Source organism: Hymenobacter arizonensis, from assembly GCF_900115775.1.
Taxonomy (GTDB): Bacteria; Bacteroidota; Bacteroidia; order Cytophagales; family Hymenobacteraceae; genus Hymenobacter; species Hymenobacter arizonensis.
In genome coordinates this window covers 485,412-510,345 of record NZ_FOXS01000003.1, presented here as the reverse complement: position 1 = coordinate 510,345, position 24,934 = coordinate 485,412, and the positions used below count along the sequence as shown (strand labels likewise).

General features: G+C 56.3%; 15 protein-coding genes. 5 read left to right on the top strand and 10 right to left on the bottom strand.

What is annotated here, in order from left to right; translation table 11 throughout:
* Position 1 precedes the first annotated feature (1 nt).
* From BMZ66_RS13720 to BMZ66_RS13700, 5 genes are all read right to left on the bottom strand, one after another.
* Positions 2 to 2,494 (bottom strand): hypothetical protein, encoded by a 2,493-nt coding sequence (locus BMZ66_RS13720; RefSeq protein WP_214607000.1) that lies wholly within the window; start codon positions 2,492 to 2,494, stop codon positions 2 to 4.
* A 476-nt stretch (positions 2,495 to 2,970) separates the two neighbouring features.
* The gene (locus BMZ66_RS13715) at positions 2,971 to 5,415 is read right to left on the bottom strand and encodes an SEL1-like repeat-containing protein kinase family protein (RefSeq protein ID WP_092674232.1); all 2,445 of its coding nucleotides are present in this window, start codon (positions 5,413 to 5,415) and stop codon (positions 2,971 to 2,973) included.
* Positions 5,412 to 6,449 (bottom strand): protein phosphatase 2C domain-containing protein, encoded by a 1,038-nt coding sequence (locus tag BMZ66_RS13710; protein WP_092674229.1) that lies wholly within the window; start codon positions 6,447 to 6,449, stop codon positions 5,412 to 5,414. The genes BMZ66_RS13715 and BMZ66_RS13710 overlap by 4 nt, the downstream gene beginning before the upstream one ends.
* Positions 6,431 to 7,294 carry a vWA domain-containing protein gene (locus BMZ66_RS13705; protein WP_092674226.1) on the bottom strand — a complete coding sequence of 288 codons (864 nt, stop codon included), beginning with the start codon at positions 7,292 to 7,294 and terminating at the stop codon, positions 6,431 to 6,433. The genes BMZ66_RS13710 and BMZ66_RS13705 overlap by 19 nt, the downstream gene beginning before the upstream one ends.
* 510 nt (positions 7,295 to 7,804) lie before the next feature.
* Positions 7,805 to 9,028, bottom strand: a complete 1,224-nt coding sequence (locus BMZ66_RS13700; RefSeq protein WP_092674223.1) for a site-specific integrase — start codon at positions 9,026 to 9,028, stop codon at positions 7,805 to 7,807.
* 959 nt (positions 9,029 to 9,987) lie between these two features.
* Here BMZ66_RS13700 and BMZ66_RS13695 point away from each other — a divergent pair.
* From BMZ66_RS13695 to BMZ66_RS13685, 3 genes are all read left to right on the top strand, one after another.
* Positions 9,988 to 11,073, top strand: coding sequence for an efflux RND transporter periplasmic adaptor subunit (locus BMZ66_RS13695; RefSeq protein ID WP_092674220.1), 1,086 nt, complete (start codon positions 9,988 to 9,990; stop codon positions 11,071 to 11,073).
* A 143-nt stretch (positions 11,074 to 11,216) separates the two neighbouring features.
* Positions 11,217 to 14,408, top strand: a complete 3,192-nt coding sequence (locus BMZ66_RS13690) for an efflux RND transporter permease subunit (protein WP_092674217.1) — start codon at positions 11,217 to 11,219, stop codon at positions 14,406 to 14,408.
* Complete coding sequence (locus tag BMZ66_RS13685; RefSeq protein ID WP_092674214.1) at positions 14,401 to 15,846, top strand: TolC family protein; 1,446 nt, start codon at positions 14,401 to 14,403, stop codon at positions 15,844 to 15,846. The genes BMZ66_RS13690 and BMZ66_RS13685 overlap by 8 nt, the downstream gene beginning before the upstream one ends.
* Before the next feature lie 23 nt (positions 15,847 to 15,869).
* Here BMZ66_RS13685 and BMZ66_RS13680 read toward each other — a convergent pair whose 3' ends face one another.
* From BMZ66_RS13680 to BMZ66_RS13655, 5 genes are all read right to left on the bottom strand, one after another.
* Positions 15,870 to 17,234, bottom strand: coding sequence for a sensor histidine kinase (locus BMZ66_RS13680; protein ID WP_092674211.1), 1,365 nt, complete (start codon positions 17,232 to 17,234; stop codon positions 15,870 to 15,872).
* Positions 17,231 to 17,938 carry a response regulator transcription factor gene (locus BMZ66_RS13675; protein ID WP_092674208.1) on the bottom strand — a complete coding sequence of 236 codons (708 nt, stop codon included), beginning with the start codon at positions 17,936 to 17,938 and terminating at the stop codon, positions 17,231 to 17,233. Before BMZ66_RS13675 ends, BMZ66_RS13680 begins: the two co-directional genes overlap by 4 nt.
* Positions 17,939 to 18,120: 182 nt before the next feature.
* Positions 18,121 to 21,480, bottom strand: a complete 3,360-nt coding sequence (locus BMZ66_RS13670) for a cadherin-like domain-containing protein (RefSeq protein ID WP_092674205.1) — start codon at positions 21,478 to 21,480, stop codon at positions 18,121 to 18,123.
* A 722-nt stretch (positions 21,481 to 22,202) separates the two neighbouring features.
* Positions 22,203 to 22,712, bottom strand: coding sequence for an efflux RND transporter periplasmic adaptor subunit (locus tag BMZ66_RS13660; RefSeq protein WP_143080206.1), 510 nt, complete (start codon positions 22,710 to 22,712; stop codon positions 22,203 to 22,205).
* Positions 22,713 to 22,976: 264 nt separating this feature from the next.
* Complete coding sequence (locus BMZ66_RS13655; RefSeq protein ID WP_092674197.1) at positions 22,977 to 23,366, bottom strand: winged helix-turn-helix transcriptional regulator; 390 nt, start codon at positions 23,364 to 23,366, stop codon at positions 22,977 to 22,979.
* A gap of 93 nt (positions 23,367 to 23,459) precedes the next feature.
* On the opposite strand from BMZ66_RS13655, the gene BMZ66_RS13650 reads away from it, so the two are divergent.
* Together BMZ66_RS13650 and BMZ66_RS13645 are read left to right on the top strand one after the other, a co-directional pair.
* Positions 23,460 to 24,095 (top strand): NAD(P)-dependent oxidoreductase, encoded by a 636-nt coding sequence (locus BMZ66_RS13650; RefSeq protein ID WP_092674194.1) that lies wholly within the window; start codon positions 23,460 to 23,462, stop codon positions 24,093 to 24,095.
* A gap of 81 nt (positions 24,096 to 24,176) precedes the next feature.
* Entirely contained in the window at positions 24,177 to 24,833 is a 657-nt protein-coding gene (locus BMZ66_RS13645; protein WP_092674191.1) for an MOSC domain-containing protein, read from the top strand.
* The last annotated feature ends 101 nt before the right edge of the window (positions 24,834 to 24,934 follow it).

Below are 24,934 nucleotides of genomic sequence, written 5' to 3'. Positions count from 1 at the left end.
CCTACTCCCCTAAACCCTGCATCATTTCTTCCATACCACCGAAATTCAGAATAAACTCCGAGTAGAAGTTTTCAAACAAGTCTTTGATGTAGTCAGCGACGTCTATCAGGTCTTGTTCACCTGCTTTCATCTGAAACATCTGGTACTTGCGGTTCTTGGTGATGCTGTAGAGAAAGAGTGTGTGCATATACACAGCTGTCCAGTATTTGCGGCCAGTAATTTCTAGCTGTGCCTCATTGATAGTACGGTACTTGGAGCGAAAATTCTTCAGCACCTTACTATCCATGTTGATGTAGATTTTCTCAAGGTTGTCGCCTGTAGCAAAAGGATGGACGATAGTATCGTGGTTCACCGTCACTCCGACACCTTCCATTTGCTCCCAAGTTGCAGCACCGTCTTTTTGCTCTTTGTACATAAAGACTGGTTCCGGCAAACCTTGCAGTGGTTCTTCTTCGGGCTGGGGCATTGGTTTGGGCGGCGCGTCCTTGTCGGAAATTTTCACCCAGAATATTTCCTCCAGCTCCTCGCCCGGCGCAGTTAGCGACACCTTCAGCTGCACAGCGTCGCCCACTTGCGCGTCTTTCTGTGGGTTCATCGTAATGCGGATGGTCCCATCCTGTGGGCTACTCACATTCACGTTCAGCACGTCTTCCACCGCCAACGTGGTGCCCTCGAAACTGCCTCCGTGGCCGTTGCTGCTGCCATTGTTGTTTTTACCAGCTCGCTTCACGCTAAGCAGTGCAACCTTCAACTCGCCAGGTTCTTCTACTCGGTTGAAGTATTGGTTTTCAACGTCGGTATCGAAGCGCACCGTCTTCTCACCACCCAACGGAATACCGGTTAAAGCTTTGTCGCCATCATTGTGGCCTCTCACCTTCAAAAAAGTAGGGAAGCGTTGCGGCTTGAACGGGTCTGGTGCCGGTTTCGATGGCGTTTTCTTCTCTGGTTTTTCCTGCTTATCGGGTTGCGCCTTTTTCTCTTCTAGCTTGAACGTACTACCCAGCAGCTTCAGTAGCTCCGGGTTCATCTGAATGTTTTTGGTGACGTTCTTCAGCAGCTCTTTGGAATCGCCTCCATCTACAGCAATAGCATCCTTACGCTTCTTCTCAATCTCAGATAGCCGCCCGCCCGCCTTGCCCAGCTTCGAGGCTAGAAACTTGCGCAGCTCCCGCGTTTCCTCGCCATCCTTCAATCGGTCCCGCGAAGCCATGAACAGCTCCTTGCGGAATTCATAGCTCATGTGCGTGCAATCTATGTGCAGCAGCAAGTGGTTCTTCAGTAGGTTCAACTTCAGTGAGCGGGTAATGAACTCGGAAGTGTAATGCCCGTGCACCTGCCCATTCATAGAGAACAGTACGGTCATGTTGTTCTTGAAAAACTCGCGTTGAATCGAGTCCTTCGTATCCTTGGCCGACTTGCCGCCGACCTTGGCATTGAACACGTAGCCGGCCACGCGCATCTTGCCAAACAGAGCATCGGTGAAATCCTCCACGAAATTCACCTCTACGTAGTCTTTGTCATCCTGCTCCAAGCGCCGCTTCAGGCCAAAAAGCGGGCGTTCTAGGTTTTTATCGTCAGGGTACCGCTCCTTCGTGTCTACCGTCAAAATGGGCAATGCCGGCTCAAACAGGAACTCGTTCAAGCTTTGATTCAAGTCGCGCGAAATAACTGAGCGCGACCCCGCCGGCAGTCCATAGGAGTAAAGCTTGATGATGGTACCGGTCGTGAACATGCGACCCACCAACCCCAAATCCAATTCAGTTATTGAGAAGGATGGAATCTTGCCATCTAGCACCAGAAACTCATACCACGTATTCTTGCGTGTGCCCTGCTCTTCTTTCGTCAATGGGTGCTCCCGAATCAGTGTAAAGCCCATTGGGCCGCTACCATCGTAGCGCCGCGAGGCCACCAACTGATAACCTCGTTTCCCGCAGAACACGATGGCCCCGCTGCCGCCCATGTTGTACTTACCCTGGACGAAGTGAATTTCATTCTTATTGCCCCGCAGCAACGATAGAAAGGTGTTTTCGAAATGCTCCGGGTGTTGGCCTTCGCCATTATCGTAAATGGTAAGCGACGTATTCATACGCTGTCCCGAGGCCACAATCTGGATATTCTCGGCCTGCGCTTTTCGGTGTGAGCTTAAGTCCCAGTTTGACGCCTTGCCCGCGTAAAACTGCTTAACAGCATCCTCCATTGTTTTAGGTGCCTCAGCCCCTTTGGGGTCGACGCCGGCCTCGTAGCACTTACGCATGAGTGTGGCATCAATGGAGTTGGTTATTTTCTCAACCAGAGCCGCAATAGGGGAAGCCTGTTGGTTTTCAATAACCCCGTACATATTCTCGCTCCCACCGAGAGGTTTCCAGTTACTGGCAGGCGTGAAGACAGCAGAATGCTGTTGTATCACCTTGTCAATTGCTTGCTCGTCAGGACAGTGGAAGAGTTGTAAGAAAAGAGCTTTAAGGTCTGGCGTTTGGGTAGAGAACAGGTCCATATAACAATCTAAAGGAGTCTTTATATAACAGTTTGGAAAGGTAGGAGCATTGCAGTAGTAAATCAAAAATGTGACACTCTTTCAGCTTGCTTACAGACGATTGATTCTACTGGGAATGGCTGTAGGTTAAAGAGTACATGTTTAAACCAAAAGCAAAACAGCCACCTAGCAACGAAGCTAAATTTCTGATTATGAATAAACTAGAAACGAGATTCAAACTTGCGACCCTCAGCTTGGGAAATAGCAGTCCTTGGGTGGTCCCCGGGTTGCCTTGAAAGACACCATAACGGCATCCTAGCCGATTGGCTTGGTGCTGATAATGTGAACGGCGTGGTCAGGGCCCAAGCACATGCCGTAGACGAACGCTCCTGAGCGAATGAAGTCGAGAGGGAGCATGGAGAGGGTACGGAGCAGACTTCAAAGAAATACCTCTCCCAGGTTCCACTTTTTAGGTGTTAGCCTTTGGATTCTATTCTTCAATGAAACGAAAGGTGCACTCCTTCAAATTTCCAAATGCCTCCGTATCCTTCTTTTATATTTACAATGGTTGCGCTATCGGGTATTTTTTCAAAGTAAGCAGAGAAACTCAGGGTCTTTTCGTCATCAGATAATTGCCCGCCATCGCTGTCCGTGGTCTTTTTTAGGTTATACCAACTACCCGCCCATTCAATATGAAAGGCAGTGGGGCTACCTGGAGGACTTAAATAATTGCCTCCGTGGCTTGGCATTGTCAATGTGAAGACGAAATCTACTCGTGTGTAGTTTTTGAGTTGAACAACTCGCTTTATATTAAGTCTTTCTTCCGACTGAATTTCTATTCTTGGCCAACTAGAGACAAGTTCTGAGCTTTCTACGGCGACTCTAGGTGCTTCTTCTTGGGCAAAACTTGATGATTCTTGGCTTACAAGTTCGGGCCTTGCACTAGTAACTCTATCAGTAGCAGCTAGGCTAGCTTTGTTATTTTCTCCGTTTAGCTTGTTTAACTCATTCAGAGCTGCTGTATTGTTGTATTTCTCAGCTGCATAAGCGAAACACTTTTTTGCTTGAACCACATCTTGAGCGCATCCTTTACCTAAAAGGTAGTTTGTTCCCAAAGCAAATAGTGCATTGGATACGACCGTTGGTGTAGTTGAGCGAATGCATTCCCAATATAAACTATTTGCTAAAGTGTCATTTACAGTTATCCCCTTACCTAAATCATACATTACTGCAAGGTTATATTGTGTAGCAAAGCGGTAACTGGTATCATTTCGGAAGTTCACCAGATGAATAAAGCTGCTATCATATTTAAATTCATCAAATAACTGCAGGCCTCTTTCTTGATTTGGAATAAAGGTTGAAGCGCCTGATGCGACTAACGACCTATCCTGCATTAAGAAGCCTATAAACGCTAGAATCAAGCAAAAACCCACTAGGAAAGGCCATATGCTAATCTTAGACTTTGCTGATAATGCAGGCACCGGCGTTACTACTGCTGGTGGAGAAGCATTCCAATTGACTAAAACTGGCTGTGCAGCAGCTACAGGGAATTCCACAAAAAAGCTTTTCTTAACAGCTGGGCTACCGGCTGTAAGTTCAAATTCCGTTCGCCCACTGAACGCATTCGAATTAAACGTTTTTAAACCTTTTGCCGGTACGGTACCGATATTCGTTATATATACATTTCCAGCTCCACTTACATCCCAATCAATAACGGTTTGTTCGCCTTCTTTTACTAAATAAGCACTCGCAACAAAAGTATTGATGGCTACCGCTCTGGAATGTAAATTAGCTAACGATTTAAATCTAATTGTCTGCTTAGTTGAGGGGGATATGTAAGCAAGAGGTACATTGACAAAATTAACCTTGATGCTATGCCTAATGGAGTCGCCGTTAGCAGTGAGCATGTATGATTTTTCCCCAACTAACCCACTATTGTGTGGAACGGTTATGCTGCCTTTCGCGGCTTGGATACCTAAATTAGTGATGTGGACACTTGAGGCCCCAACTACCTCCCATGTTAACTGCGTTGACTCGCCAGGCAGGACTGAATAACTAGAGGCTTTGAAATAAAGTAGGGATGCTGAGGCTTGCGGCCGTGGCAACTCCTTTTCAAAGAAAGCAGGTTGCGTAATGACCATCTCGCTGTCGACGGTACGGTCGAGAATGCGTTTCACCAGCTGGTCTGTGTAACCACCCAAATACTGGTGAACAAGCTGGGGCAAACCCTTAAAGGCTGCGAGCTGTCGAAACTTCGCACCTTCTGCTTTTAATACACAACTGAAGTAGGTTAGCTTATCAAGCAAAAACACCAGCTGCAGGTGATTGAGGGCCGGCCCCGGGATGGAGCTGAAGCTCTTTATTTTAGGGTCAATGTATGATTGAACATAGGTAAGCGCATACATTGCCAACTCCTGGTCGGGTATGTAACCAAGCTCATTTGGGGTAGGCGTTGGCCGGTTAGCAACCGGCTCTAGGCTATCCAGGTCGATAACTACAAAGCGCCGGCCACCAGTAGCGACCATTATATTCTTGGCACAGAAATCAGCGTGCCAATAGCCCTGGCTATGGAAAGTGCGGAAACCAGCAGTAAGTGCTTTAGCCATTAAGCTAACGCTAGGCTTACCATCTGCCTTATCCTTCATCAGGTCGTGCAGGGTATCCCCTTCTATCTTCTCCAGAAACAGGTAATAAACGGATACACCGCCTTCTGTAACTGATACGGCATCATAAACGATGGGCAAGCCAGTCTGCCGCTTGCCCTTGCTTGCAACCATAAAATCCCAAGCGCGAGGTTTGCTGGCAAAGCGCTTGACAAAGCATTCGGTGCTGCCAAGCGTAACCATTCGAAAGGCATCACGCAGGTGGACTTTCCAAAGTTTGCTGGTGGCAGAATAATCTGAATGATAGGCTACAATCTCGCCCTGGATAGAGATGTTCATGACACCGGCTCAAAGCTTGCCAACACTAAGGTTTTATCATCGAAGGTCTTATTGGGGGTGCGCCCTAGCTCGTCATGAAATTGTGAATAGGTGCGCTGCGCCAGCATGCGGCGGAGGTATTGCTCTGTGCTTGGCCCAACACCATCGGAGAAGGCAATAATGCGTCTAACTCCGCTAGCCCGTCCGCGATGCAGCTGGTCCTCCCGGTCAGGAGTGAATAACTGAAGAGTAAATAACTCCCCACGAACCAATCGAGCATGGATGCGACCCAATCCGATGCTGGCTGGCTTTTGGTCGACGACGGTAGCAACTACCTGCTTGTCTAAACCAAAACATATGGCTTTCGAATCCCCTATCCTGAACAAGTCAACCTCACCTGTGTCTGATAGAATTCCTACCAGCATGGTTGTGGAAACATCCCAATGGGAGGTCTGCTCAGGCTCAGATTTTCCGAACTTCTGGAAGGACTCCTGGTGCTCCGCAACCAGACTTTTGAGCTGTGCAGCCGCTTCATCGAGGGCAGCTTCTGCCAACTTATGGGCATCGGTGAATTTGTGCGCCAGCTGGTGTAGCGCAGCACTGATAGCAAGGCAAAAGAGCCGAGAAGAAAGCAAGTCGCGCCCTTGTTCACCTGGGATAACCACTGTGTCGCTGGTACCGTCGAGAACCCAAAAAATAACGCGATTGGGAGTAAGTACCGAGCCAGCCACGTCCTCACCGAGTTCTGTCTCCCGAGTGCTCTTGCGAGGGCCTGCACTGATGAGCAGTTCTACCTTGGGGAGTAAGCCAGAACTAAGGGGTGCTGCAGGAACATCTGAAACAAGTGTACTCTCTTTTTGAGGCTCCACTAAAACCTGTTGCTTTGCTTCTTCAGCTATGGGCTGCCGAGCCTGGGCAAGACGTTTCTGCTTTTCATTTCGCATTAAGAACATTGCTACAGTGAAAGCAGAGCCTGCTAGAAATGATAAACCCGAATTGGTCATAAAGGATATGAAGGAGAGCGTTTCGAGCAGCATTACTCTTTCGGAATACATAGGGGACAGAAACCTGAAGCCCCGGAGGCCATCCTAAAGAGCTTCCGCAGATGAGCCACTTTGGAAGGCTGGTCAAGCAAGAAAAACTGCTCAAAATCGTGGTTTGGGCATTTGCTAAGAATGCTTCTGAGCTCATTGCAGCCGGACTCAGAACTGTCACCAAAAAAGGCCCCCATTAGAATATCCGTTTCCCATTCTTTGAATGGACTAACCAGTGGGTCGCTCTTGCCGTCGATGTATTGCACGCCATCGGTATAGAGCAACACGCGCACATTGGGTACCACGCGGCTCTGCCCTGCTTTGGTTAGGACAACGTGCTCGAGGGGGGTATATCCCTGCATGTTGGGAATGGAGCGTGTGGTAAAGGACTTTGCAAAAGAATTAGCTGCTTGCAAGGCCCCATTGATGTCAGTAGTGCCACCCATTTGTGCTAGCTCTTCATACAAGTAATTAGCGAAGACCTTAACCTCAAAATTGTGCTCTTCCAGCAGCTCCTTGACGCTTTTGAAGAAAATCTGCTTAATAGTGTTGTCGAACAACATGGCGCAGATGTAAGCGTCATCCGCTTTGCCCATCTGCTGCAAGTCAAAAATGCCCTGGGCTGCGCTGTTAGCTACCAAGCGCAATTTGGTGAGGGGACTACCTGGGAAAGCAGGCTGGTCCATGGAGCCCGACGCATCCATCAGAAGGATGCACAAGCCTATCTCGCGATCACCGCCGTTTTCTTCTAGCTTGGTATCAACGGCATCGTCTATCAGAAGGCCGTCGTAGCCACAATCTGTACAGAAATAGTCAGCGGTAGGCTGAGCGTAGCTTTTGGCGCAATTAGCGCACTTGTAGGCCATGTGATTAGAAGTTAGAATCGATATAAGATGCAAGTTGCACCATATTTGACAACCTGCACCATACGGCTTGTAGAGCAGCCATTTTTATATAATTCGTTCTTGGGCACTGCGGGGACAAGAACCACAGAAGCTAGTGGCAGCGGGCGACGGATATGACGGCCGGTGCCACAAGAATGATACGGCGAGGTTCTGAAACGTGCCGCGGTGCATAGAGCACTCACCTTGTCGGTGGCGGCGGAGCTTCACGATATCTGAGAGGGCAGTATCCACGCAGGAAGACTGAATAGGTCAGTTAAAAATAGCAAAGGGCTTAGGCCTTGGGCTCACAAACTATCCAGCCCCGAGGGAAATGAGAATGAAGAGCTAGATAAGGCAGCCAGCACTTCTTTTGCTCGCTTACTGACCACACTTGGGTTTAGAGGCATAAAGCCGCCTGAATAAGGGTGCAGACATCGGCGATGAACCCGCTTTCATGACCCAGCTACTCCGTTAATCGCAAGACTATATGGGTCAGTCTTTCAATTGTTCAGCTTCCCATATTTGCTGAAAAGCATCTATTTGACGTTCATCCGTCACTTGGATGTACCGTTTGAAAGAACGCATGTCTTTGTGGCCGGTTACTTTCATAATCACTTCCCATGGCAGACCGCTTTCGAGGGCTAAAGTCACGAAGGTCCTACGACCCGTATGACTACTTATCAGGTCATACTTAGGTTTTTTCACGCTAAGACGTTTCCCTCCTTTATACTCCGTGTCCTCAATAAGCACATCTATGCCAGCACGCTGTGCTAATTCCTTCAAAAATTGATTCAACTTTTGATTTGTAATCGGGTGCACCTCTCCTGACCAAAGCAAATCAAGTAGCACCCGCGCTTTTGGACTCACAGGAATAACCAGCGAGTCGCGCGTTTTTTGAGTAGTGACATGCAAACGGTCAGCCTTATCGTGTTCAGGTTTCAGGGCTGCTACGTCAGAGAAACGCAAGCCAGTATAACAACTCAACAGGAAAAGGCTTCTTGCATTATGAAGGTAATTTCTAGGGACTAGCTGAAGATTTTCTATGGCACGCAACTCATCGCGGGTTAGAGCAATCACGTCTGGTTCCCGTCCGGCCCATGTCCATCGCTTAAAATCTTGCTTATCCGTTCGGCCACGATTCAACGCGTCGGACAGAAAGCACTTGAACAGAGAGACCTGCTTACTCAAGCTATTGTCTGTTAAGCCTGCTTCCGATAAATAGTGTGTAAAGTTGTCATAAAAGGCAATTGTCAAATCATCATAGTTCAGCACCTTGCGCCGCTTTTCCACAAAAGCTACTACATGGTTGTAGTTCGTCCTGATGGATTTGATGGTAGTGGGCTGTTTAGTCAATGCCTGCCGCTTCAAGTAGTCAGCGTAGTCTATAAGCAACATAGGTCGGTCAGCACCTCGCTCCTCCTCAGGCTCAATAACTTTCTTTAGCGATTCAACGCTGGGAATAATGCCCTCTGCTCGTTGAGCGGTGTAAAACTCTGTCAATCGGGTTCCCATCCGCGCAAGCCCCTTGTTGATGTCTCCATTTTCCCTTGGGTAGCCACGAGTTAACGCCTTCTGCTCTTCATTATCCCACTGACCAGCAATGATTTTGTAGCCCGTATAGAGTTTTGTTCGTCGGCCATCTGCATTGAACCAGATGAAAATTGTAGTAGGCTTACCCGACTTAGGGTCTTTCAAATGGAAGGAGATGGAGGACATTGATTGGTTGAGTTATGACTACTGTACCAAAGGTAGCATTATATCCCATTCTGGGGTACAACTTAGGGTACAGAATTACATGACCAGACGGTGTTAGACCTATTGTTACCTAGTAGCAGATGCCAATAATATGCCTTAATAGGCCCATTTAGGGCATTATTACCTACTGTTTGATTATGAATAAACAATAAGGTTCGATTCCCCTACGGACTACTAAAAAGGCTCTCTGCATTGCGCAGAGAGCCTTTTTTCTTTGGTCCCGGCCAACCATGCGGAACAACCGTTAATTCCAAGGCTCTGCTACCCGAAACATCTGCTGGAGCAAACCGGGTTCTTAATCCATCAATAAGGCGATTGAGCAGCTTTCTTTCAAGCTGTTCTTTTCAGTGATTCAGGCGCCACATTAACGGCAGTGATAATATTCTGTCATCGCAGCGCGGCCAGCTAAAATCCTGCTCTGTTGAGCGCGAAGGGTATACAAAAGCGCTTGGCTCAGTAGCACCACATGGCCGGAGCTCATTTGCTGCTGCAGTTCCTTTCAAGTTCACGCCTGAATAGCTCGCTCAATTCAGCGGAATACAACTTGTGCTGCGCGGATAACGCTTGCTGAGCAGCAAGCATATCTAGCGAGGCAACATGAAGCGTGGCGTTGGATAGCACCCGCCACACAAGGGTTGATTGACCAGCAGAGAGTGGGGGTCATTGCGAAAGACGAATCAGAAAAACGTCTGCGTGCTACCGGGCAGTGGGCAGCAGTCGGGTTGAAGACTGGCACTAGGGATTGGACCGACGTGAAGAATTCCTTCATTTTCCCTTCATGGTAGTGGGCGTTGGTTTGTGGCATCAAACGGCTACTAACGCAGCTTCACCACTGCGCCTAGTGGCCCTGGTCACAGCCGCAGCTATTGGCTGCTCTGGGGCTGCTATCCCTCATGCCTCTTTTATTACCTCCGGTCCTGATGAAAAGAATGTTTGCGCTTCTGAGCTGCGGCGCGTTGTATTGCCTTGCCAGCTGCTCGGAAGAGAAGAAAGAGGTGGCCGAGCAGATTCAACTGGTGGCCACCAGCCCCCTGCTCCAGGACACCACCATCACCAAAGAGTACGTCGCCCAGATTCACTCTATCCAGCACATCGAGCTGCGGGCTTTGGAAAAGGGCTACCTGCAGAAAATCTACGTTGATGAGGGGCAGTTTGTGAAGGCGGGGCAGCCCATGTTTCAGATTATGCCGCTGATATACCAGGCCGAACTGAAAAAGTCGCAGGCCGAGGCCAATTACGTGGGGCTGGAATACCAGAACACCAAGCGGCTGGCCGATAAAAACGTGGTGTCTCCCAATGAGTTGGCGCTGGCCCAGGCCAAGTTCGACAAGGCTAAAGCCGAAGTGGCGCTGGCGCAGACGCACCTATCGTTCACTTCCATCAAGGCGCCGTTCAGCGGCATCATGGACCATTTTCAGGGCCGGCTGGGCAGCCTCGTGGACGAAGGGGATTTGCTCACGACGCTCTCGGACAATAGCAAAATGTGGGTGTACTACAACGTGCCGGAGGCCGAGTACCTCGCCTACAAGGCGCACGCCAAGGCCACCGACCGGCCCGTGCACGTGCAGCTGAAAATGGCTAACAACGAAGTCTTCAACCAGCCCGGCGTGGTGCAAACCATCGAGGCCGACTTCAACAACGAAACCGGCAACATCGCCTTCCGGGCCACCTTCCCCAACCCCGAGGGCCTGCTGCGCAACGGCGAAACGGGCAGCATCCTGATGACGGTGCCGGTGAAAAACTCCCTGCTGATTCCGCAGAAGGCCACGTTCGAAGTCCTAGAAAAGAAATACGTCTTCGTGATTGACCGGAACAAGGTGGTGCACCAACGCGAAATCATTATCGGCTCGGAAATGCCTGACCTCTACGCCATCAAGGGGGGCCTGGCGGCGACCGACAAAATCCTGCTTGAGGGCCTGCGCAAGGTCAAGGACGGCGACAAGGTGAGCTTCGACTACCGGGCACCGAAGTCGGTGTTTTCGCACCTGCAAGTGTACAGCGAATAGGGTCCGCCCAACAACAGAACGTCATGCTGAGCGCAGCCGAAGCATCTCGCGTGTGGTAGTAAATCAATCGTGAGGGCGATGCGAGCAAGATGCTTCGGCTGCGCTCAGCATGACGACAATTTGGCTTTAATAACCAAGCTCTTATGTTTAGTAAATTCATCCGGCGGCCCGTATTCGCCATTGTTATTTCGGTGGTCATCCTGCTCATGGGCGGGCTGGCCATCTTCCAGCTACCTACCTCGCAGTTTCCGGAGATTTCGCCGCCGCTAGTGATGGTGAGTGCTTCCTATCCCGGCGCCAGCGCCAAGGTGCTTACCGAGTCGGTGCTGATTCCGCTGGAGCAGGCCGTGAACGGCGTGCCGGGCATGAAGTACATGACCTCCGACGCCGTGAGCGCCGGCGAGGCCAACATCCAGATTGTCTTCAACCTGGGCACCAATCCCGACCAGGCCGTGGTGAACGTGAACACCCGCATTGCGCAGGTGCTCAACCGCCTGCCGCTGCTGGTGCAGCGCGAAGGCGTGATTGTGAACCGCGTGGTACCCAACATGCTGATGTACGTGAACTTGTACTCCAAGGACAAGAACACGGACATGAAGTACCTGTTCAACTTCGCCGGCGTGAACATGCTGCCCGAGCTGCAGCGCCTCAACGGCATTGGCCGGGCCAGCATCCTCGGCAGCCGGCAGTACGCCATGCGCGTGTGGCTGAAACCCGACCGCATGCGCGCCTACAACATCTCAGTGGACGACGTGATGAAGGCCCTCGACGAGCAGAGCGTAATCGGCTCGCCGGGCCGTATCGGCCGCTCCGACGGCAAGCAGGCGCAGTCGCTCGAGTACGTGCTCAGCTACCAGGGCCGCTTCAACGATGTGGAGCAGTACAAGAACGTGATTCTGAAGGCCAACGCCAACGGCGAAAGCCTGCACCTGCGCGACGTGGCCAACGTGGAGCTGGGCTCCGAGTACTACGACATCTACTCCAACCTGAACCAGTACCCCTCGGCGGCCATCGTGCTGAAACAGACCTACGGCTCCAATGCTTCGGACGTAATTAAAGAAGTGAAAGCCAAGCTGGAAGAGCTGAAGAAAACTAGCTTCCCACCCGGCATGGACTACAAAATCACCTACGACGTGTCGAACTTCCTCGACGCCTCGATTGAGAACGTTATTCACACCCTGCGCGACGCCTTCATACTAGTGGCGCTGGTGGTGTTCCTGTTCCTGGGCGACTGGCGCTCCACGCTGATTCCGGCCATTGCTGTGCCGGTGTCGCTGGTGGGCTCGTTCATTGCCATGCAGGCGTTCGGACTCACCATCAACATGATTACGCTGTTTGCGCTGGTGCTCTCGATTGGTATTGTGGTCGACAACGCCATTGTGGTGATTGAGGCCGTGCACGCCAAAATGGAGGAGGAGCACCTTTCGCCCTACAACGCGGTGCGCAAGGTAGTTGGCGAAATAAGCGGGGCCATCATCGCCATTACCATCATGATGACGGCGGTGTTCATTCCGGTGTCGTTCATGAGCGGCCCGGTGGGCATTTTCTACCGGCAGTTCTCGATTACCATGGCCACGGCCATTGTGATTTCGGGCCTCGTAGCCCTCACGCTCACGCCGGTGCTCTGCGCCATGATTCTGAAAAATAACCACGGCCAGCCCAAGAAGAAAACGCCCATGCAGCGCTTCTTCGACTGGTTCAACCGCAGCTTTGAGAAGCTGACCAACGCCTATGTGGGCCTGCTGGAGAAGATTGTGGCCAACCGCCTCGTGACCTTCGCCATGCTGATTGCCTTTGGGCTGGGCATCTGGGCCATCACGGCCAAGCTGCCGGCCGGCTTTATCCCCAGCGAAGACCAGGGCCTGATTTACGCCATTGTGCAGACGCCGCCCGGCACCACGCTGGAACAGACCAACGCCGTGTCGCAGCGCCTGGCCAGCCTGGCCAAGGACGTGCCCGGCATCGCCAACATTTCAACCCTGGCCGGCTACGAAGTGCTCACCGAGGGCCGCGGCTCCAACGCCGGCACCTGCTTGCTGGACCTCAAGCCGTGGTCGGAGCGCAAGGAATCCATCGCCGAAATCATTGCCAACCTGGAGAAAAAGGCCCACCAAATCCCGGGTGCTACCATCGAATTCTTCGAGCCGCCGGCGGTGCCCGGCTACGGTGCGGCGGGCGGCTTCCAACTGCAGCTGCTCGACAAAACCAACTCCGGCGATTACAAAGCGCTGGAAAAGGTGAATGAAGAGTTCATGGGCAAGCTGAAAAAGCGCAAGGAACTGGCCGGCCTGTTCACTTTCTTCTCGGCCAACTACCCGCAGTACGAACTCAAGATTGACAACGAGCAGGCCATGCAAAAGGGCGTGAGCATCGGCAATGCCATGAATACGCTTTCCGTGCTGGTGGGCTCCACCTACGAGCTGGGCTTCATCAAGTACCAGCGCTTTTTCAAGGTGTTCGTGCAGGCTTCGCCGGAGTACCGCAAGCTGCCCGAGGACGTGCTGAACATGTGGGCCAAAAACGACAAGGGCGAGATGGTGCCGTTCTCGGCCTTCATGAAAATCGTGAAGACGCAGGGCGCCAACGAAATCAACCGCTACAACATGTACACCACCGCCTCCATCCGCGGCGGTGCGGCCGAGGGCTTCAGCTCCGGCGAGGCCATTAAGGCGGTGCAGGAAGTGGCCCAGGGCCTGCCCCACGGCTACTCCATCGACTGGGGCGGGCTGTCGAAAGACGAGGTGGGCCGCGGCAACGAGTCCATCGTCATCTTCACCATTGTACTCATTTTCGTTTACCTGGTGCTGGCCGCGCAGTACGAAAGCTTCCTGCTGCCGCTGGCCGTAATCTTCTCGCTGGTGGCGGGCGTGTTTGGGTCCTTCCTGTTCATCAAGATGTTTGGCCTGGCCAACGACATCTATGCGCAGGTGGGCCTCGTGATGCTGGTGGGCTTGCTGGGCAAGAACGCCGTGCTGATTGTGGAGTTCGCGGCCCTGAAGCACGAGGAAGGCATGTCGGTGCGCGAGGCGGCCATTGAAGGCGCCCGGGTACGTTTCCGACCCATCCTGATGACGTCGTTCGCCTTCATTGCCGGCCTGATTCCGCTGGTGGTGGCTACCGGCGCGGGGGCCATCGGCAACCGGACCATCGGCTCGTCGGCCCTGGGCGGCATGCTGTTTGGCACCGTGTTCGGAGTCATCATCATCCCCGGCTTGTACTACTTCTTCGGCACCCTGGCCGGCAGCAGCAAGCTGATTCGCGACGAAAACGAATCGCCGATTTTGGAAGGCGTGGAGCCGCGTGTATTGATTGAAGAAACCGAGGATTATGCTTAAGAAACGCCTTTATCAATGCCTGAGCGCAGCCGGTCTGGCGCTAGCCGTGGGCGCCTGCAAAACGCCCGAGCTGGTAGTGAAGAACGAAAGCCGCAACACACCGGCCAGCTACTCCACTGCGTCCGCCGCTACCCGCGACAGTGCCAACACAGCGCGCGTGCAGTGGCAGCAGTTTTTCGCCGACCCCAACCTAAAAAGCCTGATTGAAACGGCCCTGCAACACAACCAGGAGCTCAACATTACGCTGCAGGAAATCGAAATTGCCCGCAACGAAGTCCGCGCCCGCAGCGGCGAGTACCTGCCCTTCGTGGGCTTGGGCGCCCGCGCCGACGTGGAGAAAGTAGGCCGCTACACCCTGCAGGGCGCCACCGAGGAGAAGGTCGACATCAAGGAAGACCACCGCACGCCCGACCCGCTCACCAACTTCCAGCTGGGCGCGTTTGCCACCTGGGAAGTTGATATCTGGCACAAGCTGCGCAATGCCAAGAAGTCTGCCGCCCTGCGCTACCTAGCTTCCGTGGAGGGCAAGAACTTCATGGTGACCAACCTGATTGCCGAGATTGCCAACTCGTATTACGAGCTGCTGGCGCTCGACAACCAGCTGCTCATCGTGAAGCAGAACATCGGTATACAGAGCAACGCGCTGGAGCTAGTGAAGCTGCAGAAGGAATCGGCCCGGGCTACGGAATTGGCTGTGAAACGCTTCGAAGCGCAGGTGCTGCACACCAAAAGTCTGCAGTATAAGCTGCAGCAAAGCATCACCGAAACCGAGAACCGGCTGAACTACTTAGCCGGGCGCTACCCGCAACCGGTGGCCCGCGACGATGCCTCGTTCAATAACTTGGTGCCCACGGTCCTCACCGCCGGCATGCCCACTCAGCTGCTGAGCAACCGCCCCGATATCCGGCAGGCCGAGCAGCAGCTCGTGGCCGCGAAGCTGGACGTGAAAGTGGCCCGCGCCAACTTCTACCCCTCGCTGCGCCTCACCAGCGGCATCGGGCTGGCTGCCTTCAACCCGGCTTTGCTGGTTTCCACGCCTGAGTCCATGCTGTATTCGCTGGGCGGTGATTTGGTGGCGCCCTTATTCAACCGCAACGGCATCAAGGCCGCGTACTCCACCGCCAATGCGCTGCAAACACAGGCCGTGTACCGCTACGAAAAGACCGTGCTCAATGCCTACATGGAAGTAGCCAATCAGCTCTCGAATATCGGCAACTTGGAAAAGAGCTACGACGCAAAATCCAAGGAAGTGGCCGCCCTCAACCAATCAGTGGACATCTCCAACAGCCTGTTCCGCTCGGCGCGGGCCGAGTACACCGAAGTGCTTTTCACCCAACGCGAAGCGCTGGAATCCAAGTTTGACCTCATCGAAACCAAGATGCAGCAGCTGCACGCTTCGGTGAACGTGTACCGGGCCCTGGGCGGCGGCTGGCAATAGCCACTGCAAGCAAACCCGCGCTGCTAGCCCATAGCTTTGGCGGCTCCAACGCGGCCGGCCCCGCTGACTGGCTCGGGTAGCCGCAAGACAAACTCGGTGCCCCGGGCGGCGTCGGACGTGACGGCGATGGCGATGCCGTGCAGCTGGGTTACGCTGCGCACCACGGCCAGTCCCAGCCCATAACCTTCGGCAGCGGCCTCGTCGAAGCGGCTGTAGCGGTCGAAGACCTGCGGCAGATGTTCGGCGGGGATGGGCCGGCCGGTGTTGCGGATAGTTAAGCGGTAGGTGCCGTCTGGCTCGCCGTGGCCGCGCAGGTCGATGCGGCCACCGGGCTGGTTGTATTTCACGGCGTTGCTCAGCAGGTTGAAAAACAGCGTGAAGAGTAGGGTGCGGTTGGCAGGGTCGAGCACGGGTTCGCCGGCCATCTCCCAATGCACGGTCAGCTCCTCCTCACCGATGCGGTCTTCCAGCTCGGCGGCCACCTCGGCCAGTACCTCCCGCACCAGCACCCGCTCCTGCCGGGCAAACTGATTGTTTTCGACCCGCGAGATGAGCAGCAGCGTGCGCAGAGTGGCCGTCATGCGCTGCAGGGTTTTCTGCGAGGTCACGAGCTGCAGCTCGGCGTCTTCGGGCAGGGTTTCGGCCCGCAGCATGTTTTCGAACCGGCTTTGCAGAATGGAAATGGGCGTCAGCAGCTCGTGCGAGGTGTTGGCGATGAACTGCCGCTCGTGGTCGAAAACGGACTGCAGCTTGGCCAGCATCTGCTGAATGCTGCCGTCGAGGTACTGGAAGTCGGAGGTGCTGGTGTGCAGGGGCGGCAGCTCTGGCAGCGTGGGCCCCTGCACGGCGCGCAGCCGCTCCACTATGTAGTCGAAGGGCCGCAGAAGGTAACTGATAACCCCCAGCTCAAAAAGCAGGGTGGTAAGCACGGCAAACACCAGCGCGTAGGCCGCCAGGCGCCGCAACAGGTCGTACACTTCCTCGATGGAGGCAATGCTCTTGCCGATTTCCACAGTATAGGGCCGCCCCCGAAACTGGGTGTGGTGGCGCAGCACCCGAAAATCGACCAGACCGCCCTGGCGGGGCCGGGCAAAGGTGCCGATGGTGTCGCGCCCTCGGGCGCCCGTCGCGGCCGCTTGCAGGTCGATGAATTCATCCTGCAGCAGGTCGTAGTGGGTGCGCCGCGGCCGGTTGCCCTGGGGCAAAAACTCTTCGATACCCACTTCCTGAATGCGGGCCTGCACCTGGCGCAGCTCCGTGCGCAGGGTGGCGTCGGTGTGGCGCAGCACCAGCGTTTGCACGGCCCAAGGCAGCACCAGCAGCAGCACGGCCGCCATGAGCCCCTTTGATACGGTGCTGAGCAGAATCAGCTTCTGACGCAGGGTCATGCGGCGGGGCTGGTGGCGTCAGCCTTGAGCCGGTAGCCCACGCCGCGCACGGTTTCAATCCATTCCACACCGGGCTCGTGCTGGGCCAGCTTCTTGCGCACATTCTTTACGTGCACATCAATGAAGTTGGAGTCGTGGTCGGTGCTTTCGCTGGCCGAGCTGCCCCAAATGTGCTCGCTGAGCTGCTGGCGGGTGAGCACCTTGCCGCGGTGCAGCAGCAGGTAGTGCAGCAGGTCGAACTCCTTGCGCGTGAGGTCGAGCGCAGTGGAGCCGTAGCGCAAGGTGCGCTCGCTCAGGTTCAGGGTGAAGCCGCCCAGGGCCAGGGCGTCCTGCCGCACGCCGTGCTTGCGGCGGGTGACTGCCTGCATGCGCGAGAGCAGCTCGAGGAGCGAATACGGCTTGGGCAGGTAGTCATCGGCCCCCAGGTCCAGGCCGTTGATGCGGTCGTCGACCGAGCCGCGGGCGCTGAGAATGATTATGGACGCGGGGCTCTGGCGCTCACGCCGCACCTGGGCCAGCAGCTGCAGGCCGTCCTGGTCGGGCAGGCCCAGGTCGAGCAGCACAAAGTCGTAGTCGTTGACGAAGAGCTTCTCCGAGGCCTCGCGCCCGGTGCGGGCAAAGTCGCACTGGTAGCGCTCCTGGTGCAGGAACAGGCCCAGCTCGCGCGCCAGGCCGCGGTCGTCTTCCACAATGAGAACATTCATTCCTCAAAACTAGGGCAAACGGCAGCGACGGCCGCCGCTTACGGCCCGCCGCGGGCGCGTTGGTTAAACCTCTCCGCCTCGGAGCGTGAATTGCCAATAGGTTTCGCAGCGGTTGGTGCATGCTTACTACTAGAGGAACTCGGAAATTCTTCCGAACCGCCGGGATGACCAATTCACCCGCCTTACTGCTGAATGTGCACCCGCAATTGCTGCACCTGCGTCCCGCTTTGCAGTCGCACGAGGTACAGCCCCGTGGCCAGGTCGGGGGCATCCACGCGCACTTCGCGCGGTTCGCCTGCTTGCAGGGTGCCCGCGAAGAGGGAGCGCACGCGCCGCCCTTGCAGGTCAAACAAATCCAGCTGGACGGGGCCAGCCGCACCGGCCGTTAACTGCACCCGGAACTGGCCGTTGCTGGGGTTAGGAGCGGCTGCTAGCTGCGGCGCAGTGGCTGCTGCGGGAGCTACAGATTCGGTGGCATTGGTCGAACGCCACGGAAAATCGGCAGCAGGCACGGTGATGGTGACGGTGCCCACCGAAAAAAGCACCGGCGTGCAGGGTTCGAGGCCCCCGTACTCCACAATGTAGCCTTGCACGGTGCTGCCCTCGCCGCAATTGCTCAGGTCGTTCCACTGGCCCGAGCCGCTGTATAGGGCGCCATAATCTTCCCCGCCGGGCCGCCAGGGATTGCTGTAGTCGTCGGGTTGGCCCGGAGTCCAATTGCTGAAACCGGACCCGGAGCCGTTGGGGCCGCCGCGCCAGATGAGCTGGCCGGCTTCGGGACCGGTTTTCCAGCGCCACTCCCCTTCCACAGCGTCGTCTGACGCCCCAAACCAATGGATGCCGCTGAAGCGCTTCAGGTAGTCCGATTCGGCCGTCGAGGTGATGGTGGCCAGGTAGCCCCGCATGCCCTGAAAGGTGCGCCCGGCCGCGGCCGCCTGGGCCGCCGACCAGCAAATGCCCGGCGCCGACACAAACTCGTAGTAGTGGCCCGTGGCCGGCAATGCGTGGACCGAACCGGCTAGCTCCAGCACATACGTAAACGTGGCCGTGCCTGCGAAGTAGGTAGGCGGCGAGTAGTTAAGCGTGTAGCGGCCACCTTCCTGGAACACAAACAAGTCGCCGACGCTGGGCTTGCTGATTTCGCTTACCTGCAGCGGCCGGCCGAGCGGGTCGAAGTCGTTGTTCATCAGGTCGTCGGGCCTGATGAACAGCTGCCTTTTAGGCCCCCAGCTATACGTGTACGCATCGGGATTGGCCACGGGCCCCGCAGCCGGGTCAGGCACGGTGATGGTGACGGTGCCCACCGAAAAGAGGACGGGTGTGCAGGCTTCCAGCCCGCCGTATTCTACCACGTAGCCCTGCAGGCGGCTGCCTTCGCCGCAGTTGTTCAAGTCGTTCCACAGGCCCGACTCGCCGTAGAGCATGCCGTAGTCTTCGCCCTCGGAGCGCCACTGGTTTGTGAAGTTGTTGGGCTCGCCCGGCAGCCAGTGCGTGTAAGCTGCCCCGGTGCCGTTGGGGCCGCCGCGCCAGATGAGCTGGCCGGCTTCGGGGCCGGTTTTCCAGCGCCACTCCCCTTCCACGGCCTCGTCAGACGCCCCAAACCAGTACTGGCCCGGGGCCCGGCCCATCAGAAAATCTTTTTCCTTGACTGAAGTAATGGTGGCCAGGTAGCCTTGCATGCCGCGGAAACTACGCGCAGACGCTGCTGCCCGGGCCGCCGACCAGCAAATGCCGGACGCCGGCACGAACTCATAATAATGACCCGTTTCGGGGGAGGCCAGCACCGGCCCGACTTCCTGCAACACGTAGGAGAAGGTGGCCTGCCCCACAAAGCCCGGGCGCGGGGTGTAGGTGAAGGAACTGTTGGGGTTGGTAGTGAGCGCGCCGGCACTGGGAGCGCCCACCCGGGCCACCTGCAGCGTGCGCCCCTGCGGGTCCGAATCATTGGCCAGAAGTTGGGCGGGGGTAATAGTGAGCGAGCCGCACAGGGCAGTAAAGGCGTCGGCAGCAGCCACGGGCGAGGCACTGCCGGGCTGACACGGAGCGGCCTGAACCGATGCATACTTGATGGTGGCGAAGTCAAGGCCGCTGCTGAAGTCGGCACCATCGGAGTGGCCCGTGACGTAAGCGTGGCCCGCGGCATCTACCACCAGGGCGTGGGCCTCGTCGCCGCCATTGCCAGGGCCGTTGTAGCGGTCCAGCCCAAGCTGCTCGCCCTGTGGCGAATACCGAAGCGTGGCGTAGTCGGTGCCGCTGCCAACTGCCGCCGAATAGCCCGTGACGTACACGTAGCCGCTCGCATCCACGGCTACTGCGCGGGCCACGTCATCGCCGTTGGCCGGGCCGTTGTAGCGGGCCACCCACAGCCGCTGGCCCGTTGCTGAATACTTAACCGTGGCGTAGTCGTCGCTGCTGCCCGTGCCCTGCGAAGAACCCGTCACGTACACGTTGCCCGCCGCGTCCAGGGCGGTGGCGTAGGGATAGTCCGATTCGTTGCTTGGAGCATTGTAGCGGGCCAGCCAGAGTTGCTGCCCGCTCGCTGAATACTTAACCGTCAGGAAGTCGCCGGGGGTGTCGTCATCAAGGAAAGAATAGCCGGTGACGTAGGCATTGCCGGCGGCGTCCACGGCCAGCAACCGGCCTTCATCGTAGCCATTGTTGGGGCCGTTATAGAGACTGGCCCACAGCTGCTGGCCCGTGGGCGCGTACTTCACGGTGACAAAATCGCCAGACGTGCTGTTGTCGGCGCGGTACGATACCCCCGTCACGTAGGCGTTGCCGGCGCCATCCAGCGCCAGGGCTTGGGCATAATCGCCGCTATTGGTCGGGCCGTTGTAGCGGGCGGCCCAGAGCTGCTGCCCGGTGGGCGAATATTTCACGGTAGCGTAATCGCCGGCGGTGCTGCCCCCGTCAGAATCGCCCGTAACGTACACGTTGCCGGTGGCATCAACGGCCAGCGCCCAGGCGTTTTCATAGCCGTTGTGGGCCCCGTTGTAGCGGGCCACCCACAGCTGTTGCCCCGAGGGTGAGTACTTCACGGTGGCGTAGTCGGTAGCACTGCCCACGCCGGTGCTGATGCCCGTAACGTAGGCGTTGCCGGCGGCATCTACGGCCAGGGCATTGGGCTCGTCCCGGGAGTTGGCCGGGCCGTTGTAGCGGGCCACCCACAGTTCCTGGCCCGTGGGCGAGTACTTCACCGTAGCGTAGTCGGCGGCCTCCTGAGAGTCGGACGTTACGGCGGAAAGGCCGGTCACGTAGACGTTGCCGGCCCCATCTACGGCCACTGCTTTGGCCAACTCGTAGCTGGCCCGCCGAAACAGCGCCGGAGCATTGTAGCGAGCCACCCATTCCCGGCTCAGCTCTGCGGTTGTTGCGGTGGATGATGACTTCCGTAGTGGCCCAGCAGCTACTTGCCGGCCCACAGATTTAGTGGGCGCGGCCGCCCTGTTGCCCGGTGTCCCGATGGGCTTACTTACTGCGGCGGGCAGCAGCACCAGACAGACGCTGCCGAGCAGCACCGTGCGTGTAAAGAGTGTTTTCATTGCTAGAAGATTAGAGTAGTGAAGGATAGATTGGTCAGATTCATACGGGGCGTTCGACAAGAGAAAATTTATCTGATTAATAATTTATAAATCAGCTATTTAAACCTCACTATAACATTACCTCATACGCCAACCACTTGTATTGGGCGCTTCGCCATTGTTTATTAAATTTAATTAATTCTCACTAAAGTTCAAGCAGATTATTTCAATAAATTACCATCACACCCAACGGGCTCTACTGCACTTGGACTAATGCGCAAGCACCGCGGCCTTCACCGGTTATCAGACGCAAAACGGGCCCGCCTTCACGAAGAAGACAGGCCCGTTGAGGGAATAACTGAACTGAAAATATATCCGGCTTGGCTGCTCATCGGCCTGGGTATAGCCAACGAGCAGGCACTAGGTATGGCACCGAGCTATGTGCGCTAGATTAGGCCAACGGACCATGCCGGCGGCCTCGCAGGTAGGTGCTGGCCACGCTTAGCATTGTCAGCAAAAGCACTGAGAACATGATGATGGGCGGTATCATGGCGAGAGGGTTTAGGGACTGATTGATAGTCCGTGACAGAAAAGAGAACATCCCAAAGTTCGCTTTAAGCCCCCTACTCTGGCGTTGACGACAATCAGCGCCAAGGATGATTTTCATCAACCCCGCCTCTCACTTCAGCACGGGCTAGGCAGCACCCGGCACGACTGCCTGACGCAGCTACCGGCTACAGCGCCTAGGGCTTGGCGATAACCGGAACCTCGATGATTGCCACCGACCCGGCGCGGGACAGGTACTGGCCTGTTTCTACCAGGTTGCGGACCAGCCGGCCCGATACGGGCGCCACCACGTAGCCCTCGCGGACGTAGTGATGCACCGAGGCCATGCGGCTGCGAGCCTGAGCAAGGACCTGGGCGCGTTCGGGAGTGGGCTGGGCCTTGTAATCTTTCTCGGCCTGCTGCACTGCCAGTTGGTGCTGGCGTTGCTCGGGCGTGTTCACGGCGATGCTGAGCCGGAGCAGGGGCTGGCCTTTCACAACATCGGTATCAGCCCAAACCAGAATGGACTGCACATGCCCGGCTTCTGATGCCTGCACCACGTGCTTGTTCGGAGTTCCAGGAGGAGGGGCGACCATCTGGCCCGCAGCACCCGCACTGGTGGAAGATAGAGGCTGGGACCGCGACTGAATTGGCATCGCCACGCCCAGAAAGATGACTGTGCTAAGCCAGCACAAAGAGGTTTTCATGACCAGAGTCAACAACAAAAAAGAAGGGCAAATTTAGGGCACCGCCCACGCCGAATAACTGCTCTGGCAGACGCATCAGCAACTGGTTTACTTTACCCAACCTGCAATTTTATGTGCCTTGGATGGGAGCATTTACCTGTTGGCGTCTCACTAGCAGCACAGTAGCGGTCACCTCATCTCAAGCTGAAGACCGTGCAAGCAGCTAGACTTATTAGTATTTAATAATATTGGCCTAACACCGCGCCGCTCTGGCCCTCAAATCCGTTACCGAAGGCTTGCTTGCTGGTCCAGCGCTTGACTGGACTCTTCAGACCCTCTCGGCAGCCGGGCCTGGGCCACGTAGGCCTGTCCGAACTCGCCCACGGCGGCCAGCACGGGCAAGGCCAGCCGGCCCAGGTCGGTGAGGTGGTACTCGACCCGGGGCGGCACCTCGCCGTGGTTGGTGCGCAGCACCAGGCCGGAGTCGGCCAAGTGCCGGAGCTCGTGCACCAGCACCTTCTCGCTGATGTCGGGCACCAGGCGCCGGAGCGCGCCGAAGCGCAGCGGGCCCGCAGCCAGCTGGTGCAAAATGAGCAGGCGCCACTTGCCGCCCAGCATTTCCATGGTGGTGCGCACGGGGCAGCCCGGGGTAAGGGTGATGGCAGTTGATTTCATACTTACCTAAAGGTAGGTACCTCGCATTTCGGGTGGTAAGGCAAAGAAAGTACTTTTAAGTTACTTATCCGCGTCTGCCTTTCTCGTTATCCCATGAAAACCATAGCCTTATTCGGCGCTTCGGGCCAAACCGGCCGCCAGTTTTTTACCAAAGCCCTGGCCCAGGGTCACCGCGTGAAAGCGCTCGTGCGCACGCCCGCCAAGCTCAGCGACACGCAGCACCCCAACCTGGAAGTCATAGCCGGCGACGTGCTCAACCCCGCCGACGTTGCCCGCACCGTGCAGGGCGCCGATGTGGTGGTCAGCCTATTTGGGCAGGTGAAGGGCTCTCCGCCCAGGGTGCAAACCGACGGTACGCGCCACATTGTGGCGGCCATGCAAAAGCACGGCGTGGTCAAAATTGTGAGCCTTTCGGGCGGGGGCTTGCCTTTCGCTCAGGACCAGCCCAAATTCATGGACAAGCTCATTCGGGGGATTATGAAACTGGCCGTGCCCCAGGTGCTGGCCGATGCCGTCGGCCACGCCGAGGTGCTGCAGCGCAGCGACCGACAATGGGTAATAGTGCGCGGCCCGCGCCTGACCAACGCGCCCGGCACCGGCCACTACCGCGTGGGCTGGGTGGGCGTGAACGCCGGCACGTCCCTAACCCGCGCCGACCTGGCCGATTTTATCCTGACCCAACTTGACGACCAGCTATTTGTGGGCAAAATGCCCATGGTGAGCAATTAGAGTTCTTTTCCAATTATAGCGCATTCAGTAGCGCGACCGCATGGGTTACTTTCGCAAAGTTTTTAGCTCTTCTGAAGCCGTATGACTTTGCCGCCCATCCCGCAGGTTCTTTCCGTCAATGTTGGCTTGCCCCGGGAACACTGGTGGCAGGGCAGGGTGGTGCGCACCGCTATTTTTAAGGAGCCCGTGTCGGGGCCGGTGGCGCTGGCGGGCCACAACTTGGCCGGCGATGCCCAGGCCGATTTGCGCGTGCACGGCGGCCCCGACAAAGCCGTGTATGCATACGCCCACGAGCATTATGCCTACTGGGAAAGCGTGCTGCCCGCGGGCACCCTGCCGGGCCCCGGGGCTTTTGGGGAGAACCTGACCACGCAGGGCCTACTGGAAACCGAGGTGCGGGTGGGCGACGAGTTCGAAATCGGCACGGCTGTGCTGCGCGCCGTGCAGCCCCGGCAGCCTTGCCACAAGCTCAACCTACGGTTCGACGACCCGCGCATGGTGCCGCGGTTTGTGGCGGCGGGCCGCAGCGGCATCTATTTTCAGGTGCGGCGGCCGGGCGTGGTGCAGGCCGGCGATGCCCTGGTGCTGTGCCAGCCCTCGCCGTTTGCCGTTACTATTCAGGACGTGGTCGACTTGTATTATGGGGTGCGGCAAGACGCGGCGGCGGTGCAGACCTTGCTGGCCATTCCGTACTTACCGGCCTCGTTGCGGGCGCATTTTCAGCAGCAGGCTCGGTAGCAGTAGCGTGCCGTTGCCTCGGTTGGCCTTGGGCGGGGCGAGCGGAGAAGAGTGAGCGACATACTCCATCGACAACCGGTCGGCGCGCCTAGGGCGGGCTG

Excerpts from the sequence above, each read along its gene's own strand:
- BMZ66_RS13645 (WP_092674191.1), top strand. The coding sequence starts at position 24,177 with ATGACTTTGCCGCCCATCCCGCAGGTTCTTTCCGTCAATGTTGGCTTG.
- BMZ66_RS13655 (WP_092674197.1), bottom strand. The coding sequence starts at position 23,366 with ATGAAATCAACTGCCATCACCCTTACCCCGGGCTGCCCCGTGCGCACC.
- BMZ66_RS13660 (WP_143080206.1), bottom strand. The coding sequence starts at position 22,712 with ATGAAAACCTCTTTGTGCTGGCTTAGCACAGTCATCTTTCTGGGCGTG.
- BMZ66_RS13705 (WP_092674226.1), bottom strand. The coding sequence starts at position 7,294 with ATGGCCTACAAGTGCGCTAATTGCGCCAAAAGCTACGCTCAGCCTACC.
- BMZ66_RS13695 (WP_092674220.1), top strand. The coding sequence starts at position 9,988 with ATGAAAAGAATGTTTGCGCTTCTGAGCTGCGGCGCGTTGTATTGCCTT.
- BMZ66_RS13720 (WP_214607000.1), bottom strand. The coding sequence starts at position 2,494 with ATGGACCTGTTCTCTACCCAAACGCCAGACCTTAAAGCTCTTTTCTTA.
- BMZ66_RS13700 (WP_092674223.1), bottom strand. The coding sequence starts at position 9,028 with ATGTCCTCCATCTCCTTCCATTTGAAAGACCCTAAGTCGGGTAAGCCT.
- BMZ66_RS13685 (WP_092674214.1), top strand. The coding sequence starts at position 14,401 with ATGCTTAAGAAACGCCTTTATCAATGCCTGAGCGCAGCCGGTCTGGCG.
- BMZ66_RS13675 (WP_092674208.1), bottom strand. The coding sequence starts at position 17,938 with ATGAATGTTCTCATTGTGGAAGACGACCGCGGCCTGGCGCGCGAGCTG.
- BMZ66_RS13690 (WP_092674217.1), top strand. The coding sequence starts at position 11,217 with ATGTTTAGTAAATTCATCCGGCGGCCCGTATTCGCCATTGTTATTTCG.
- BMZ66_RS13710 (WP_092674229.1), bottom strand. The coding sequence starts at position 6,449 with ATGTATTCCGAAAGAGTAATGCTGCTCGAAACGCTCTCCTTCATATCC.
- BMZ66_RS13715 (WP_092674232.1), bottom strand. The coding sequence starts at position 5,415 with ATGAACATCTCTATCCAGGGCGAGATTGTAGCCTATCATTCAGATTAT.
- BMZ66_RS13650 (WP_092674194.1), top strand. The coding sequence starts at position 23,460 with ATGAAAACCATAGCCTTATTCGGCGCTTCGGGCCAAACCGGCCGCCAG.
- BMZ66_RS13670 (WP_092674205.1), bottom strand. The coding sequence starts at position 21,480 with ATGAAAACACTCTTTACACGCACGGTGCTGCTCGGCAGCGTCTGTCTG.
- BMZ66_RS13680 (WP_092674211.1), bottom strand. The coding sequence starts at position 17,234 with ATGACCCTGCGTCAGAAGCTGATTCTGCTCAGCACCGTATCAAAGGGG.